Source organism: Blastococcus sp. SYSU DS1024 (assembly GCF_054050795.1).
Genome location: NZ_JBJHAA010000003.1, coordinates 47,479 through 61,925, shown reverse-complemented (window position 1 = coordinate 61,925; position 14,447 = coordinate 47,479). Strand labels below are relative to the sequence as shown.

16 protein-coding genes are annotated in these 14,447 nt (G+C 74.8%); 3 read left to right on the top strand and 13 right to left on the bottom strand.

What is annotated here, in order from left to right:
- Positions 1 to 256 precede the first annotated feature (256 nt).
- From ACI79S_RS03635 to ACI79S_RS03610, 6 genes are all read right to left on the bottom strand, one after another.
- Complete coding sequence (locus tag ACI79S_RS03635; protein ID WP_456592082.1) at positions 257 to 607, bottom strand: histone-like nucleoid-structuring protein Lsr2; 351 nt, start codon at positions 605 to 607, stop codon at positions 257 to 259.
- 142 nt (positions 608 to 749) lie between these two features.
- The gene (gene lysS / locus ACI79S_RS03630) at positions 750 to 2,270 is read right to left on the bottom strand and encodes a lysine--tRNA ligase (RefSeq protein WP_456592081.1); all 1,521 of its coding nucleotides are present in this window, start codon (positions 2,268 to 2,270) and stop codon (positions 750 to 752) included.
- Between the two features lie 11 nt (positions 2,271 to 2,281).
- Entirely contained in the window at positions 2,282 to 3,088 is an 807-nt protein-coding gene (locus ACI79S_RS03625) for a type III pantothenate kinase (protein ID WP_456592080.1), read from the bottom strand.
- A gap of 4 nt (positions 3,089 to 3,092) precedes the next feature.
- Entirely contained in the window at positions 3,093 to 3,518 is a 426-nt protein-coding gene (gene panD, locus ACI79S_RS03620; protein WP_456592079.1) for an aspartate 1-decarboxylase, read from the bottom strand.
- Positions 3,515 to 4,369, bottom strand: coding sequence for a pantoate--beta-alanine ligase (gene panC / locus ACI79S_RS03615; RefSeq protein ID WP_456592078.1), 855 nt, complete (start codon positions 4,367 to 4,369; stop codon positions 3,515 to 3,517). The genes panD and panC overlap by 4 nt, the downstream gene beginning before the upstream one ends.
- Positions 4,366 to 5,325, bottom strand: coding sequence for a Rossmann-like and DUF2520 domain-containing protein (locus ACI79S_RS03610; RefSeq protein ID WP_456592077.1), 960 nt, complete (start codon positions 5,323 to 5,325; stop codon positions 4,366 to 4,368). The genes panC and ACI79S_RS03610 overlap by 4 nt, the downstream gene beginning before the upstream one ends.
- Before the next feature lie 275 nt (positions 5,326 to 5,600).
- Here ACI79S_RS03610 and ACI79S_RS03605 point away from each other — a divergent pair, with 275 nt between their 5' ends.
- The gene (locus ACI79S_RS03605) at positions 5,601 to 6,353 is read left to right on the top strand and encodes an SDR family oxidoreductase (protein WP_456592076.1); all 753 of its coding nucleotides are present in this window, start codon (positions 5,601 to 5,603) and stop codon (positions 6,351 to 6,353) included.
- 3 nt (positions 6,354 to 6,356) lie between these two features.
- Here ACI79S_RS03605 and ACI79S_RS03600 read toward each other — a convergent pair whose 3' ends face one another.
- Complete coding sequence (locus ACI79S_RS03600) at positions 6,357 to 7,769, bottom strand: DUF6779 domain-containing protein (RefSeq protein WP_456592075.1); 1,413 nt, start codon at positions 7,767 to 7,769, stop codon at positions 6,357 to 6,359.
- A gap of 82 nt (positions 7,770 to 7,851) precedes the next feature.
- On the opposite strand from ACI79S_RS03600, the gene ACI79S_RS03595 reads away from it, so the two are divergent.
- Positions 7,852 to 8,457: a DUF1684 domain-containing protein gene (locus ACI79S_RS03595; RefSeq protein WP_456592074.1), complete on the top strand. Its 606-nt coding sequence runs from the start codon at positions 7,852 to 7,854 to the stop codon at positions 8,455 to 8,457.
- 143 nt (positions 8,458 to 8,600) lie between these two features.
- Here the strand turns inward: ACI79S_RS03595 and ACI79S_RS03590 are convergent, their stop codons facing one another.
- From ACI79S_RS03590 to ACI79S_RS03580, 3 genes are all read right to left on the bottom strand, one after another.
- Positions 8,601 to 9,599, bottom strand: a complete 999-nt coding sequence (locus ACI79S_RS03590; RefSeq protein ID WP_456592073.1) for a glycine betaine ABC transporter substrate-binding protein — start codon at positions 9,597 to 9,599, stop codon at positions 8,601 to 8,603.
- 141 nt (positions 9,600 to 9,740) lie between these two features.
- On the bottom strand, positions 9,741 to 10,475 hold the full coding sequence (locus tag ACI79S_RS03585) for an ABC transporter permease (RefSeq protein ID WP_456592072.1): 735 nt from the start codon (positions 10,473 to 10,475) through the stop codon (positions 9,741 to 9,743).
- The gene (locus ACI79S_RS03580; RefSeq protein ID WP_456592071.1) at positions 10,472 to 11,173 is read right to left on the bottom strand and encodes an ABC transporter permease; all 702 of its coding nucleotides are present in this window, start codon (positions 11,171 to 11,173) and stop codon (positions 10,472 to 10,474) included. The genes ACI79S_RS03585 and ACI79S_RS03580 overlap by 4 nt, the downstream gene beginning before the upstream one ends.
- Positions 11,174 to 11,199: 26 nt before the next feature.
- On the opposite strand from ACI79S_RS03580, the gene ACI79S_RS03575 reads away from it, so the two are divergent.
- Positions 11,200 to 12,390 (top strand): ABC transporter ATP-binding protein, encoded by a 1,191-nt coding sequence (locus ACI79S_RS03575; protein ID WP_456592070.1) that lies wholly within the window; start codon positions 11,200 to 11,202, stop codon positions 12,388 to 12,390.
- Here ACI79S_RS03575 and ACI79S_RS03570 read toward each other — a convergent pair.
- The 3 genes from ACI79S_RS03570 to ACI79S_RS03560 form a co-directional block, all read right to left on the bottom strand.
- Positions 12,387 to 12,935: a dihydrofolate reductase family protein gene (locus ACI79S_RS03570; RefSeq protein WP_456592069.1), complete on the bottom strand. Its 549-nt coding sequence runs from the start codon at positions 12,933 to 12,935 to the stop codon at positions 12,387 to 12,389. The genes ACI79S_RS03575 and ACI79S_RS03570 overlap by 4 nt on opposite strands.
- Positions 12,929 to 13,855 carry a DinB family protein gene (locus tag ACI79S_RS03565; protein WP_456592068.1) on the bottom strand — a complete coding sequence of 309 codons (927 nt, stop codon included), beginning with the start codon at positions 13,853 to 13,855 and terminating at the stop codon, positions 12,929 to 12,931. The genes ACI79S_RS03570 and ACI79S_RS03565 overlap by 7 nt, the downstream gene beginning before the upstream one ends.
- Before the next feature lie 70 nt (positions 13,856 to 13,925).
- A complete protein-coding gene (locus ACI79S_RS03560; RefSeq protein WP_456592067.1) occupies positions 13,926 to 14,441 on the bottom strand; it encodes a DUF3180 domain-containing protein in 516 nt (171 codons plus the stop codon).
- Positions 14,442 to 14,447 lie beyond the last annotated feature (6 nt).

Below are 14,447 nucleotides of genomic sequence, written 5' to 3'. Positions count from 1 at the left end.
GCGGACCACGTCACCCCGTCGTCGTGCGACGGTGCGGTGGATGGCTGTCCGGTGCAACGGCCCCCTGGCGGGCGGTGTTCCGCCCCCGTTACGCCGTGAGCGGACGGTGCGCACCGTCGGCCTGTCGGCCTCCACCGCGGCCAGGTACCGGGTCGAGCTGCGTGGAGCCGAGACGAATCGACCCGCGGGTGGGGGCGCTGCGCGCCCCCGCCACGCGGGTCGAGGTCCGACTACGTCGGAGTGCTGGTGCCCTGCTTCAGTGCGCGGCCTCGTAGGCCTCGACGATGCTGGCCGGGATGCGGCCGCGGTCGCTCACGGCGTGACCGTTCTTGCGTGCCCAGTCGCGGATGGCGCCGGCCTGCTCGCGGTCCATGCGGCCACCGCCACCGGTGGCGCGGGACCGGCCACCGCCGGAGGCGCGGGTGCCGCGGCCGACCTTGCGCGCCGCCGAGATGTACCGGGCGAACGCGTCGCGCATCTCCTGGGCGTTCTTCTCCGCCAGGTCGATCTCGTACGACGTGCCGTCGAGCGCGAAACTGACGGTTTCGTCGGCCGGGAGATTCTCGTCGAGGTCGTCGCTCAGGATGACCTGGACCTTACGCGCCATTCGAACCTCGCTAATCACTGCGACCCGGGGGTCGGACGGAAATAGCACCCGACGGGTGCTAGGTCCATTACAGCACGATCTCCCGGAATTCGGAAATGGGTACGATTCCCCCGGCACGAGAAGAAATCGGGATACGGCCCGATCAGGAACTGATTGGCCGGACCAACGGGAACAGGATCGTCTCGCGGATCCCGAGGCCGGTGAGCGTCATCATCAGCCGATCCATACCCATTCCGACACCACCCGTGGGCGGCATGCCGTATTCCAGCGCCTCGAGAAAGTCCTCGTCGAGCACCATCGCCTCGGGATCGCCGGCGGCCGCCAGCAGCGCCTGCTGGGTGAACCGCTCCCGCTGGACGACGGGGTCGACGAGCTCGGAGTACCCGGTGCCCCGCTCGATACCGCCGATGTAGAGGTCCCACTTCTCCGCGACGCCCGGCTCCGTACGGTGCGCCCGGGTCAGGGGCGAGGTGTCCACCGGGTAGTCCATGACGAACGTGGGCTCCTGCAGCGACGGCTGCACCAGCGCCTCGAAGATCTCCTCGACCAGCTTGCCGTGGATCCAGGCCGGGTCGACGCCGACCTCGTGCCGCTCGGCCAGGGCGCGCAGCTCCTCGATCGGCGTCTGCGGGGTGACCGTCTCCCCCACCGCCTCGCTGACCAGATCGAACAGCCGCACCTGCCGCCACTCGCCGGAGAGATCCAGCTCCGTGCCGTCGTGATGACGCGCCACGTGGTCACCGAACAGCGCGGCGCAGCTCTCCTGGATCAGTTCCCGCGTGATGACCGCGATGTCGGAGTAGTCGAGGTAGGCCGCGTAGAACTCCAGCATCGCGAACTCCGGGGAGTGCGAGCTGTCCGCGCCCTCGTTGCGGAAGTTGCGGTTGATCTCGAAGACGCGGTCCAGGCCGCCGACGATGCACCGCTTGAGGAACAGCTCCGGCGCGATGCGCAGGTAGAGGTCCAGGTCGAATGCGTTCATGTGGGTGCGGAACGGCCGGGCCGCCGCACCGCCGTGCACGGTCTGCAGCATCGGCGTCTCGACCTCGATGAACTCCCGCCGCCCGAGCCCCGCGCGCAGGGTGGACATGACGGTGGCGCGCTGGCGGACGGTACGGCGGGCCTCGTCGCGCACGATCAGGTCGACGTAGCGACGGCGGACCCGCAGCTCCTCGCTCATCGGCTTGTGCGCCACCGGCAGCGGGCGCAGGGCCTTGGCGGTCAGCTGCCAGGAGTCGGCGAAGACGGAGAGCTCGCCGCGGCGCGACGTCCCGACCTCACCCGCCACGAAGACGTGGTCGCCGAGGTCGACGTCGGACTTCCACGCGGCGAGCGCCTCCTCGCCGACGCGGTCACGGGAGAGCATCACCTGCAGCTCGGCGTCGCCCTCGCGCAGCGTGGCGAAGCAGAGCTTGCCGGTGTTGCGGAAGAAGATCACCCGGCCGGTGACCCCGACCCGCTCGCCGGTCATCGTGTCCGGCTCCAGCTCGGGGTGCGCGGCGCGGACCGCGGTGAGCGTCGTCGTGCGGGGCACGGTCACCGGGTAGGGGTCGACCCCCGACTCGCGCAGCCGGTCGAGCTTGGCCCGGCGGACCCGCATCTGCTCCGGCAGCTCCTCGCCGCCGTCGTCCGCGCCCGTACCGTTCGGTCCCACGTCCGTCACGGGAGCCCAGCCTACGGGGCGGCCACCCGCCGCTCGGCGGCCTGCTGCCGCTGGAAGGCCAGCCGCAGCCCGTGCACGGTCAGGTCCGGCTCGCGTTCACCGATGGTGCGGCAGCTGTCGACGAGCAGCGGGGCCAGCCCGCCGGTGGCGACGACGACCGGCGCGGTGCCGAACTGCGCCACGAGCTCCGCGGAGATCCGGCCGACGAGCCCGTCGACGAGCCCGGCGAACCCGAGCACCAGCCCGGACTGCAGGGCGGCGACGGTGTTCTTCCCGATCGCCTGCGGCGGGCAGGAGAGCTCGACCGAGCGCAGCTGGGCGGCCCGGCTGGCCAGCGCGTCGCGGCTCACCTCGACCCCGGGCGCGAGAGCGCCCCCGAGGAACTGCCCGTCCGGGCCGACGGCGTCGACGTTGGTGGAGGTGCCGAAGTCGACGACGACCACCGGACGGGTCCCGCCGTCGGGTGCCCGGCCGAACAGCTCGTGCGCGGCCAGGGCGGTGACCACCCGGTCGGCGCCCACCTCGCGCGGGTTGTCGACGTGCAGCGGGACGCCGGTGCGCACGCCGGGGCCGATGAGCACCACCGGCACGTCGAGGGAGTCCAGCAGCTGGCGCAGCGCCGGCAGCAGCGCGGGCACCGTGGAGCAGGCGGCGACGCCGGTCACCTCGGTGTCGCGCAGCAGACCGCGCCAGAGCATGCGCAGCTCGTCGGCGGTGGCGCGGGGTGCGGTCGTCACGCGCCAGGAGCCGACGCGCCGCTCGCCGTCGAAGGTGGCGAGGACGGTCTGGCTGTTGCCGACGTCGACGGTCAGCAGCACCGCGTCACCGGATCGGGACGCCGAGGTCGCTGCGCTGCTGGTCGACGGCGCCCGGCACGGGGGCCGACGGGTCGCCGCCGAGCTCGACGACGCGGTTGGCGCCGTCGACGTGGACCACCTTGGGGATGTAGCTCTTCGCCTCGGTCTCGTCCATGACGCCGTAGCTGATCAGGATGACCATGTCGCCGGGGTGCACGAGGTGGGCGGCGGCACCGTTGATGCCGATCACGCCGGTGCCCCGCTCACCGGGGATGACGTAGGTCTCCAGCCGGGCGCCGTTGGTGATGTCGACGATCGCGACCTGCTCGCCGGGCAGCAGGTCGGCGGCGTCCAGCAGGTCCTCGTCGACGGTCACCGAGCCCACGTAGTGCAGATCGGCCTGGGTGACGGTGGCGCGGTGGATCTTGGACTTGAGCATCGTGCGCATCATCGGGTCTCTCCCAGCTGGATCGCGACGTTGTCGAGGAGTCGGGTGCTGCCGGCGCGCACGGCGACGAGCAGGCGGGCCGGGCCGGTGGCGGGCGCCGGCCCCAGGTCGGTATCGGTGAGTTCCAGGTAGTCCTGAACCAGCTCCGGAGCCGCGGCCAGGACGGCGCGGGCGGCGGCGAGGACGGCCTCGGCGCCGCGCGGGCCGGCGTCCGCACCGGCGCGCAGTGCCCGGTGCAACGTCGCGGCCCGGGCCCGCTGTTCCGGCGAGAGGAAGCGGTTGCGGCTGGAGAGCGCCAGCCCGTCGTCCTCCCGCACGGTCGGGACTCCGACCACCTCCACGCCGAGCGCGAGCTCGCGGGCCATGGCGCGGATGAGCGTCAGCTGCTGGTAGTCCTTCTCGCCGAAGAGGGCCAGGTCGGGCCGCACCAGGCCGAACAGCTTGGCGACGACGGTGAGCACCCCGGCGAAGTGCCCGGGGCGCACCGCCCCCTCCAGGACCGATCCCAGCGGGCCGGGGTCGACGGTCACCCCCACCGCGCCGACGGGGTAGACCTCCTCGACCGGCGGGTGGAAGACGACGTCGGCGCCCTCCTCGGCCAGGGCGGCGAGGTCGGCGTCCCAGGTGCGCGGGTAGCGGTCGAAGTCCTCGCCCGGCCCGAACTGCGTCGGGTTCACGAACACCGAGACGACGACGCTGCCGGCGCGTTCCCGGGCGGCGCGGACGAGCGTGCGGTGCCCCTCGTGCAGGGCGCCCATGGTGGGCACCAGGGCGACCGGGCCGGGCAGCGCGGCGACCAGCCGGCGCAGCTGGGCGGCGGAGGCGGCGACGGCGGGCCGGGTGCCGACGGTCACCGGAGGGGGGTCCCGTGGCGGGCGGCGGCGAGCAGGTCGAGCAGCGGCGCGGCCTCGTGGTCCTTCAGCCGGCCGGCGGCCAGGGTCCGCTCGGCGGTGCGCTGCGCCATGGCGACGTAGGCGGCGACCGCCCCCGGGGCTCGGTCGGCGAGGGTCGCCAGGTGGCGCGCGACGGTGCCGGCGTCGCCACGGCTGACCGGTCCGGTGAGCCCGCGGTCACCCCGGCGCAGGCCGTTGTCGAGCGCGGCGGTGAGCAGGGGGGCCAGCACGCGGCCGGGTTCGGCCACCCCGGCGGTGCGCAGCAGGTCGGCGGCCTCGGCCACCAGGGTGACCAGGTGGTTCGCGCCGGTGACCAGCGCCGCGTGGTACAGCGGGCGGTCGGCCTCGGCGACGAAGAACGGCTCGCCGCCCATCTCCAGGACCAGGGTCTCGGCCACGGGGCGGTGCTCCGGGCGGCTGGTCACCCCGAACGGGGCGCCATCGAGCCGCTCGGCGTCCTCGGCGGCGCCGGAGAAGGTCATCGCCGGGTGCAGCGCCAGGGCGAGCACCCCGGCCTGCTCGGCGGGGCCGAGCACGGCCAGCCCGTGCGCCCCGGACGTGTGGAACACCAGCTGACCCGCGCGCCAGGCCCCCGTCTCGGCCAGCCCGGAGACGAGGCCCGCCAGCGTGTCGTCGGGGACGGCGAGGACGACCAGGTCGGCCGCGGCCACCACCGCGTCGGCGGCGAGGAGGGGGACGCCGGGCAGCAGCCGCGCAGCGCGCTCGGCCGAGGCGGCGGACAGCCCGGAGGCGGCGACGACGTCGTGGCCGGCGGCGGCGAGCGCGGCGCCCAGGACGGCGCCGACGCGGCCGGCGCCGATGACGCCCACGCGGAGGCGGGCGGGCGCGTCGGCCGGGCGGGCGTGCGTGCGGGCCGGGCCCAGCAACGCACGGACGGTCCTGCGGGGAGCAGGCATCGGTGCACCTCTCGTTCCAGTCCCTGACGGGTACCGGACGTCGGGCGCGATCCACACGGATCGCGGTGGTCGTTCGGGTCCTGCTCCGGCCCGGCGCCCGCTGCAACCGGATGTGTCACGCGGGCGACGTACCGATGGCGAGTCTGTGACCCGCACGCGTCCGCCGCAACGCCTCGTTGCTGTGTGCTGGCTCACGTCGGCCCGGCGCCCCCGGCCGAGACCCGGTGCCGGCCCCGCCCTACCGTGACGGCCGGCACATCGGCGAGGGAGGCAGCGTGCACACGTTCGAGGGACGGACCGCACTGGTCACCGGCGGCAGCCGGGGCATCGGCCTGGGCATCGCCCGGAGCCTGGTCGAGCGCGGGGCGAAGGTGGTGCTCACCGCCCGCAAGCCCGACGCGCTGGCCGAGGCGGTCGAGACGCTGGGCGGGCCGGAGGTGGCCGTGGCGGTCGCCGGCAACGCCGGGGACCCGGAGCACCGGGCCACCGCGGTGCGCACGGCGGTCGAGACGTTCGGCAGCCTGGACGTGCTGGTGGGCAACGTCGGCATCAACCCGGCGTACGGGCCGCTGATGGACCTGGACCTCGACGCCTGCCGGAAGATCCTGGACACCAACGTCGTCGCCTCGCTCGGCCTGGTGCAGGAGGCCTGGCGCGCGTGGATGTCCGAGCACGGCGGCTCGGTGCTCTTCGTCGCCTCCGTGGCGGGGCTGCGCTCGTCCCAGGAGATCGGCGCGTACGGGGTGAGCAAGGCGGCGCTGATCAACCTGACCACCCAGCTGGCCGTGGAGCTCGCCCCCAAGGTCCGGGTGAACGCGGTCGCCCCGGCCGTGGTGAAGACCCGCTTCGCCGGAGCCCTGTTCGAGGGCCGGGAGGCGGAGGCCGCGGCGGTCTACCCGATGGCGCGCCTGGGCACGCCCGAGGACGTCGGCGAGGCCGCCGCCTACCTGCTGGGCGACGGCGCGGGCTGGGTCACCGGCCAGACGCTGGTGCTCGACGGGGGTGGGCTCTCCCGCGGTCCGCGGTGAGGCTCAGCGGCCGAGGACCCGGGCCAGGACGTCGTCGTTCTCGCCGTCCTCCCGGTACCGCCGCCGGCGGCGCCCCCCGGACGCCGGGCTGACGCCGTTCTCGGCCAGGATCCGCGCCAGCCGGTCGGAGGTGTCCGCCCGGTCCTCGTCCGGCTGCGCCGCCCACTCCGGCGTCACCGCGGGGTGCGCGGTGGTGGGTGTGAACTCGGCGGGCAGCGCCGGCTCGGCCGCCTCGTCGGTGCGCCGGCGGCGCGGGGCGTCGTCGACCCGGGGCGGGGCGGGCGTGTCCAGCAGGGACCGGGCGGCCAGCCACTCCAGCGGGGACGGCGGCGGGTCGGCCGGGGGCAGCGTGGCCGAGGGGGTGACCACCGGCGAGGCGACGGTGACCGGCGGGGCCGGTCGCTCGGCGACGGGCCGCGACGGACCCGACCCGAGGTAGGGGTCGTCCTCGTGCGCCGCGGCGCGCTCGTGCCGGCCGAGACCCGAGGGCACCGGTGCGGCCGGGCGGCCCGGCACCGGCGGGACCGGGGGACGCAGCGGCGGCGGGACCGGCGGAGCGGACGCGGCGGGGCGGACCGGCGGCGTCACGGGGAGGGCCGGGGCCGGTGGCGGGGCCGAGGACCACGTGCTGGTGCTGGTGCGCACCTGCTCGAACTGCTGCGTGGGGCGCGGCTCGTCCAGCCGGATGGCCGGCCACCCCCCGGTCAGCTCGCGCGGTGGCGCGTCGTCGCTCCACGCCGCGCCGCCGTCGAGGGCGCGGGCCGGCCCGTCCACCCGGCTGGCCTGGGTGCGCATGACGATCCGCTCGACGAGCATCTCGCTGGACAGCTGCTCGGCGAGCTCGGCGCGCAACCGCCCCATGTCCTCCCGCAGCGCCGCCAGCTGCCCGAGCTCGGTGCGCAGGCCGGTCAGCGCGGCGACGTCGTCGCGGAGCGCGGCCACGCGGGTGGGCACGTCGCGCAGCTCGCCGAGCGCGGCGAGCTCCCCCCGCATCCCGGCCACCCGGGCGACCTCGTCGCGGAGACCGGTCAGGGAGGCGATCTCACCGCGCAGCGCGTCGAGCTCGTCGCGCATCGCGTCCTCGGTCTCGCGGCGCAGCTCGTTCTCGAGCCCCAGCTCGTACTCGTGGCGGGCGGCGACCTCCCGCTCCAGCTCCCGCTCGTAGGTGCGGCGCAGGTCGGCCTCGCGGGCCGCCGCGCGCACCCGGTCGGTGCCGCGCCGGCCGGCGGCGAAGGTGGCGAGCACGAACGCCCAGGCCACGGCGACGACCGCCACCCGCAGCAGCTGGGCGTTGTCGGTAAGGAGCACGGCCAGCGTGGCGCCGACGGCGAGCAGGAAACCGCCGGCCTGCAGCAGCACGCTGGAGCCGGTGGGAGCAGGGCCGCGGTCGACGTCGTCGTCCTCGCGGCGGGGCATGGCTCCAGCGTAGCGACGAGTGGCGCTCACGGGGAGCATCCACACCCGTGCCCACAGTGGCCACACGTGCAACAGTGCGGAGGTGACCCTCTCCCTGCTCGACTGGCGCCGCCGGGTGGCCGCGCTGCACGCCGCCGTCCGGGACGACGCCGATCCCGAGCGGGGGTGGCGGCGCTGGCGGGACGGCCGCGACGACCTGTTCGCCGGCCACCCGCAGTCGCCGCTGCACCCGGCCGCGCGGGCGGCCTTCCGCGGTCTGCCGGTCGCCCCGTACGACCCGGCGCTGCGGTTCGAGCCGGCGCTGGAGCCGGCGGAGCCCGGGCGCCTGGAGGTGCCGACGGCCGCCGACGGCGTGGTGCCGCTGGAGCGGATCGGCGCGGTCACGCTGCCCGCCGTCGGCCGGCTCGACGTCTGGTGGGTGGCGCTCTACGGCGGCGGGGTGTTCCTGCCGCTGCGCGACGGCAGCGCCGGCGACGCCACCTACGGCGGGGGCCGCTACCTGCTGGACACGGTGAAGGGCGCCGACCTGGGGGGTGACGGCGAGCGGCTGGTGGTGGACCTCAACTTCGCCTACCACCCGTCCTGCGCCTACGACCCGCGCTGGTCGTGCCCGCTGGCGCCGGAGGGCAACCGGGTGCCCGTGCCGGTCGCCGCCGGGGAGCAGCTACCCCCCGGCGGCTGGTACTGAGGTGCTGGAACGGCCGCCCTTCTGGGTCCCGCGCCGAGCGTGCGAGGCGTGGGGGGAAGGGCGGCCCTTCTACTGATCACCAGGGGTCCTGGCTCACGGTCGAGGGTGAGCCAGGACCCCTGGTGGTGAGCCAGGACGGTCGATCAGCCCTGGGCGAGGGCGCCGTCGGAGCTGAAGACCAGGCCGAGGGAGATCTCGCCCTGCTGGAGGGCGGCCTTGGTCAGCGGGCCGCCGGTGTCCAGCTCGCGGAAGCTGTCGAACTCCAGGCCGTAGGTCTCCTCCAGGCCCGGCTGGCAGAACGGCCGGGTCGGGCACTCGGTCGGCCCGCCGAGGACGAGCGAGCCGTCGTCGCACGCCTCCGCGAGCTCGGAGAGGGTGCTGACCCCCAGCTCGTCGGCGAAGGCCTGGGTGACGGCGAAGGCGTTCTGGTCGGCGGCTTCCGCCGGCTCGCCGAAGACCAGCCCGGCCTCGGCGGCCAGCGGCTCGAGTGCGGCGACGGTCTCCTCGACGTCGCCGCTGGCGACCTGCGTGGCCTCGTCGCCCTCGAGGTACTCGGTGACCGTGGCCAGGTACTCGGGAAAGACCTGGATCTCCCCGTTGCGCAGCGCCTGCAGGTACAGCTCCCGGTTGCCGGCCTCACGGACGGAGGCGTCGAACCCGGCCGCGTCGAGGACGTCGGCGTAGATGGTCGCCAGGATCGTCGACTCGGTGAAGTTGGCGGCGCCCACGACGATCGGGCCGCTGCCCTGCTCGAGGGCCGCGGTGTCGACGTTCTCCTCGACCCAGGCGGCGGCGACGTCCTCGGCGCTCTGCCGCTCGACGTCGACCGCGGCGTTCATCTCGATGAGCTCGTCGGTGGTGAGCTCCGCCGACACGGCGTCCAGCGCGGGCAGCAGCGCCGGGTTCGCCTCCGCGGCCTCCGCGTTGACCGCCGGGATGATGTTGTCGGCGTTCTGCAGGTCCTGGTCGTCCTCGAGGACCACGAGCTGGTCGCCGGCGACCGGGGCGCAGGCGTCGCCGGAGGCCTGGCCGCCGCCGGTGTCACCCCCGCCGCCGGTGCCGGAGGACCCCGACTCGCCGCACGCCGCGGTCAGCGCGACCGCGAGGGCGAGTGGAGCGATGGAACGGAGTCGTGCGCGCATGGTCGGAGGCCCGCCTTCTGTGTCCCGTGCCGGTCGGCACGCGTGTCTGGCGGGAGGACTCCCGCGGCCACCATCGAACCGTCCTGTTGTGCACCACGCAATCGGGTATCGGGCAGCCGGGGATCTGTTACCGACGTGTGATCACTGGGGGACGCCGGTCGCGGTCAGCTCCGGCTCGCCACGCACGGTCCGCCGTCGGCGGCTCACGATCGGCAACCGCTTCGGGCCGGGCCGCGCCACCCAGGAGAGCACCACCAGCACCAGCTCGGTGAGCAGCGCCAGCGCCGCGATGAGGATCGCACCGGCGATGATCAGCCCGTAGTCCTGCTGGCCGAACCCGAGGTTGACCACCCGACCCAGGCCACCCCCGCCGACGAGCGCGGCGAGCCCGGCGGTCGCCACCACCTGCACGGCGGCGGTGCGCACCCCGGTCATGACCAGGGGCAGCGCCAGCGGCAGGTCGACCCGGCGCAGCACCTGGCCCCGGGTCATGCCCATGGCGCCGGCGGCCTCGCGGACGTCGCCGTCCACACCCCGGAAGCCGACGTAGGTGTTGGTGAGGATCGGCGGGAAGGCGAACACGGCCAGGGCGATGGTCGTGGCCCGGTTGCCGAAGCCGATCGGGCTGACCGCGAACAGGGTGAGCAGCGCGAGCGTCGGCACCGCCCGGCTCACGTTCGACAGGACGACCACCGCTCCCCCGCCGCGCCCGCTGGTGCCCAGGGCGATGCCCAGCGGGAGCGCGAGGAGCAGGGCGGCGAGGACGGCGGTCGCGGAGACGGCCAGGTGCTCCACGAGCAGGTCCAGCAGGCCGCCGGGGCGGGTCCAGTTGAACGGGTCGTTGAGGTAGACGATCGCGTCGCCGAAGCCGGTCACGACCGCGCCCTCGCCCACGGGGTGAGCAGCCGCTCCGCGCCGGCGAGCAGCAGGTCGGCCAGCAGCGCGAGCAGCACGCAGCCGACCGCACCGGTGACGATCTCGGCCCGGTAGAAGTTGGCGTTGAAGCCGCCGAAGATCAGCTGCCCCAGCCCGCCGTGCCCGACCAGCACGCCCACCGTGGTGAGCGCGACGGTGGAGACGGTGGCGATCCGCAGCCCGGCCATGAACGCCGGCAGCGCCAGCGGCAGGTCGATCTGCCAGAACAGCCGGAACCGGCCGTAGCCCATGCCCTGGGCGGCCTCCCGCACCTCCGCCGGCACGCCCTGCAGGCCGGTCAGGAAGTTGCGCACCAGGATCACCAGCGAGTAGACGACCAGCCCGATGAGCACCGTCGTCGCCGTCAGCCCGGTGAACGGGAAGATCAGGGCGAACATCGCCAGCGACGGGATCGTGTAGACGATCGAGGAGAAGCCGAGCACCGGGCCGGCCAGCCACCGGACGCGGCGGGCGAGCAGGGCCAGCGGGAGGGCGACGAGCGCCCCGATGACGACGGCGGCGACGGTGAGCCTGACGTGCTCGCCCAGGTACCGCAGAATGGTGTCCCAGTTCGCCACCACATAGCTTGCGTCGAACCAGGGATTCGGCGCCGCGTCCACGGCCAGGACCGCGGACGTCCCCGCTTCCGCGCTCAGCACCGGGCGCACCCCAGGAGGACCACGCCGTGGACGCTACTGCGCACACTCGCCCGATCGCGAACGCGTCCGGTGACGCGGCGGAGATCCGGCTGGAGGGTGTGAGCAAGGTCTACGAGGACGGCACCGTGGGCGTGGCCGAGCTGGATCTGACCTTCGCCGCGGGCGAGCTGACCGTGCTGGTCGGCCCGTCCGGCTGCGGCAAGACGACCACGATGAAGATGATCAACCGGATCATCGAACCCACCACCGGCCGCATCGTGATCGGCGGCGACGACGTCACCCGCGCCGATCCGGTGGAGCTGCGCCGCCGCATCGGCTACGTCATCCAGAGCGTCGGGCTCTTCCCGCACCAGACGATCCGCGCGAACGTCGGCACGGTCCCCCGCCTGCTCGGCTGGGGCAAGGAGGAGATCCGGGCCCGGGTCGACGAGCTGCTCGGGACCGTCGGCCTCGATCCGGCGGTGCACGGCGACCGCTACCCCGCCCAGCTCTCCGGCGGGCAGCGCCAGCGCGCCGGGGTGGCCCGGGCGCTGGCCGCCGATCCGCCGGTGCTGCTCATGGACGAGCCGTTCTCCGCCGTCGACCCCGTGGTGCGCGAGCGGCTGCAGGCGGAGTTCCTGCGGCTGCAGGCCGCGGTGCGCAAGACGATCGTCTTCGTCACCCACGACATCGAGGAGGCCGTGCGGATCGGTGACCGCATCGCGATCATGAGCGAGGGCGGCCGGGTCGAGCAGTTCGCCACCCCCGCCGACCTGCTGGGCCGGCCGGCGAACGAGTTCGTGGCCGACTTCGTCGGCGCCGACCGGGGCCTCAAACGGCTCGCCGTCACCGGCATCGACCCGGTCGATTTGGAGCAGCCGCCGGTGCTGCACGTCGAGGACGGTCTGGCCGACGCCAGGTCGGCGCTGCAGCGCTCCGGCGCGCGCTGGGCCGTGGTGCTCGACGACGCCGAGCACCTGCACGGCTGGCTGTCGCCGGACCGCGCCACGGGCAGCGGGACCGTCGGAGCCGCGGCCCGGCGCATGGAGGCCTGGGTGCCCCGCGAGGCGTCGCTGAAGACGGCGTTCGCCACGATGCTGCAGCACGAGGCGGGGTGGGTGGCGGTGCTCGACGGCGACCAGTTCCTCGGCGTCCTCACGCCGGAGTCGCTGCACTCGGCGCTGCGCCGCTCGGTGGAGGGGCGGGTCCCGGAGACGGCCGGTGCCGCGTCGACCTAGGGGCGCCGGTCCTCCAGCAGCGGGCCGGCCACCCGGTACCGCGCGCTGACGAACGCCCCGTTGACCGCGGCCTCGACCAGCTCGAGGTCCAGCCGTCGCGGCAGCAGCGGCCGGCCCGCGCCGAGGGTCACCGGCGCGATCGACACCACGACCTCGTCCAGCAACCCGGCCTCGGCGAACTGACCGGCCAGGTCGCCCCCGCCGACGAGCCAGAGGCCCTTCCCGCCCGCGGCGGCGGTCATCGCCTCGTGCACCGGCCGCACGTCGCCCGAGGCGAAGCGGAGATCGCCGCCCTCGACCGGCGCCAGGTCGCGGGTGGTCATCACCCACGTCGGCAGCTCGTAGGGCCACGGCTTGCCGGCTTCGTGGTCCAGCACCCACTCGTACGTGGTCGACCCCATGACCAGCGCGCCGATGCCCGCCATGAAGTCGTCCATGCCGAAGGGGCCGGCTTCGTCGTGCGGCTGGCGGAGCAGCCAGTCGAGGGAGTCGGCCAGGTCGGCCAGGAACCCGTCGAGGGTGGTGGCGGTGTAGTAGGTCAGCACGGCATTCCTCCAGGGGTCTCGCCGCGGCGGGCGCGGAGCCAGTCGATGGGGTCGCCGGTGTCGATCTCCTGCCCGGCGGCGCGCAGCAGGTGCCGGACGAGCTGCCGGCGGTGCGCGGAGTAGGTGAGCACGTGGGCCACGACGCTGCTGAGGACGAAGCTCTCCGGCGGCTCGCACAGCGCGTCGATCAGCCGGTCGTCCCAGCCGCCCCGGCGATCGACGTCGCGGACCGCCGCAAGCCACCGGGGAGCCACGGCGTCGTGCCGCTCCAGCAACGTGACAGGGTCCGCGTCGGTGGCCTGGTCGCGCAGGTCGCGCCCCTCGATCGACGCCAGCCAGACCTCCACCGTGTAGACCAGGTGCGTCAGCACCGCCTGCACCGACTCCTCCGGGCCGTCCCACGGCTGCACGACCAGGCCGGGCAGCCGCGGAGCGCGGAACTCCTCGTCGGTCAGCCCCTTCGCCACCTCGATCAGGTGGCGGGTGTCGTCGAGGCCGTGCGCGACCAGCTGCTCGGTGAGCGGGTTCATCGCGTGCTCCGCGCTCTGCACCCACAGGGACGTGGGCGGGTGGAAGTGGATGCCGTTCGGCGCCGGCAACCAGTGGCCGGACCCGGCGTCGACCGCGCTGGGCGGCCGGCCGTAGGCCCGGGTGAAGGCCCGGCTGAAGCCCTCCACCGACTCGTAGCCGGCCGCCCAGGCGGCGTCGGTGACGCTGCTGCCCTGCCGCAGCTGCCACGCGGCGCGCTCGAGCATCACCCGGCGCCGCATCGCCACCGGCGCCTCGCCGGCCTCCCGGGCGAGCACCCGGCTGAAGTGGAACGGGGAGGCGTAGGCGTCGCCGGCCATCTCGGCGAGCGTGTGGTTCTCCTCGTCCAGCACGGCGTCGAGGAGTTCGCGGAGGCGGTCGCGTCCCGTCATGCGTACAGGGTGCTGGCCCGACCGGCGGCGGTGCTTGACCGTTCTTGCGCGACGCGGGACCGGCGGCGAGCTAGGCCGAGACCCCGGGAGCCGGCTCGTCGTCGGCGGAGCCCGGGGGGACGCGGCACACCGACTCCAGCCACAGCGCCGCAGCGACCAGCGCGAGGGACGTGACGAGGCCGAGCAGCGCGGTGACCGTGTCGCTGCCGGCGTACTGCAGCCGGCCCACCGCGGGGCCGGTGTAGGCGAGCACCCCGAGCCAGACGCCGGTGAAGACGGCGCCCACGTAGGCGCTGGCCTGGGCGAGCACGGCCAGCCGGGCGATGAGCATCGGCTCGGCCGGGCGGACGGTCGCGGCGTCGCGCCCGGTCGGGCCCCGGCCGGAGCGCGCCTCGCGCAGCGCGCGCAGCCGGGTGCGCAGGACCCACGCCCCCAGGGCCTCCGCGACGGCCAGCACGGCCAGCGGCGCCGGCAACCACCAGCGCAGCGGCGGCAGGTCGCCGTACCAGGCGCGCACGAGCAGCCACGCGGCCACGGTGAGCCCGAGGGCGAGGACGACGAGGTCGCGGCGGCGGACGGGGGTCACGATGCC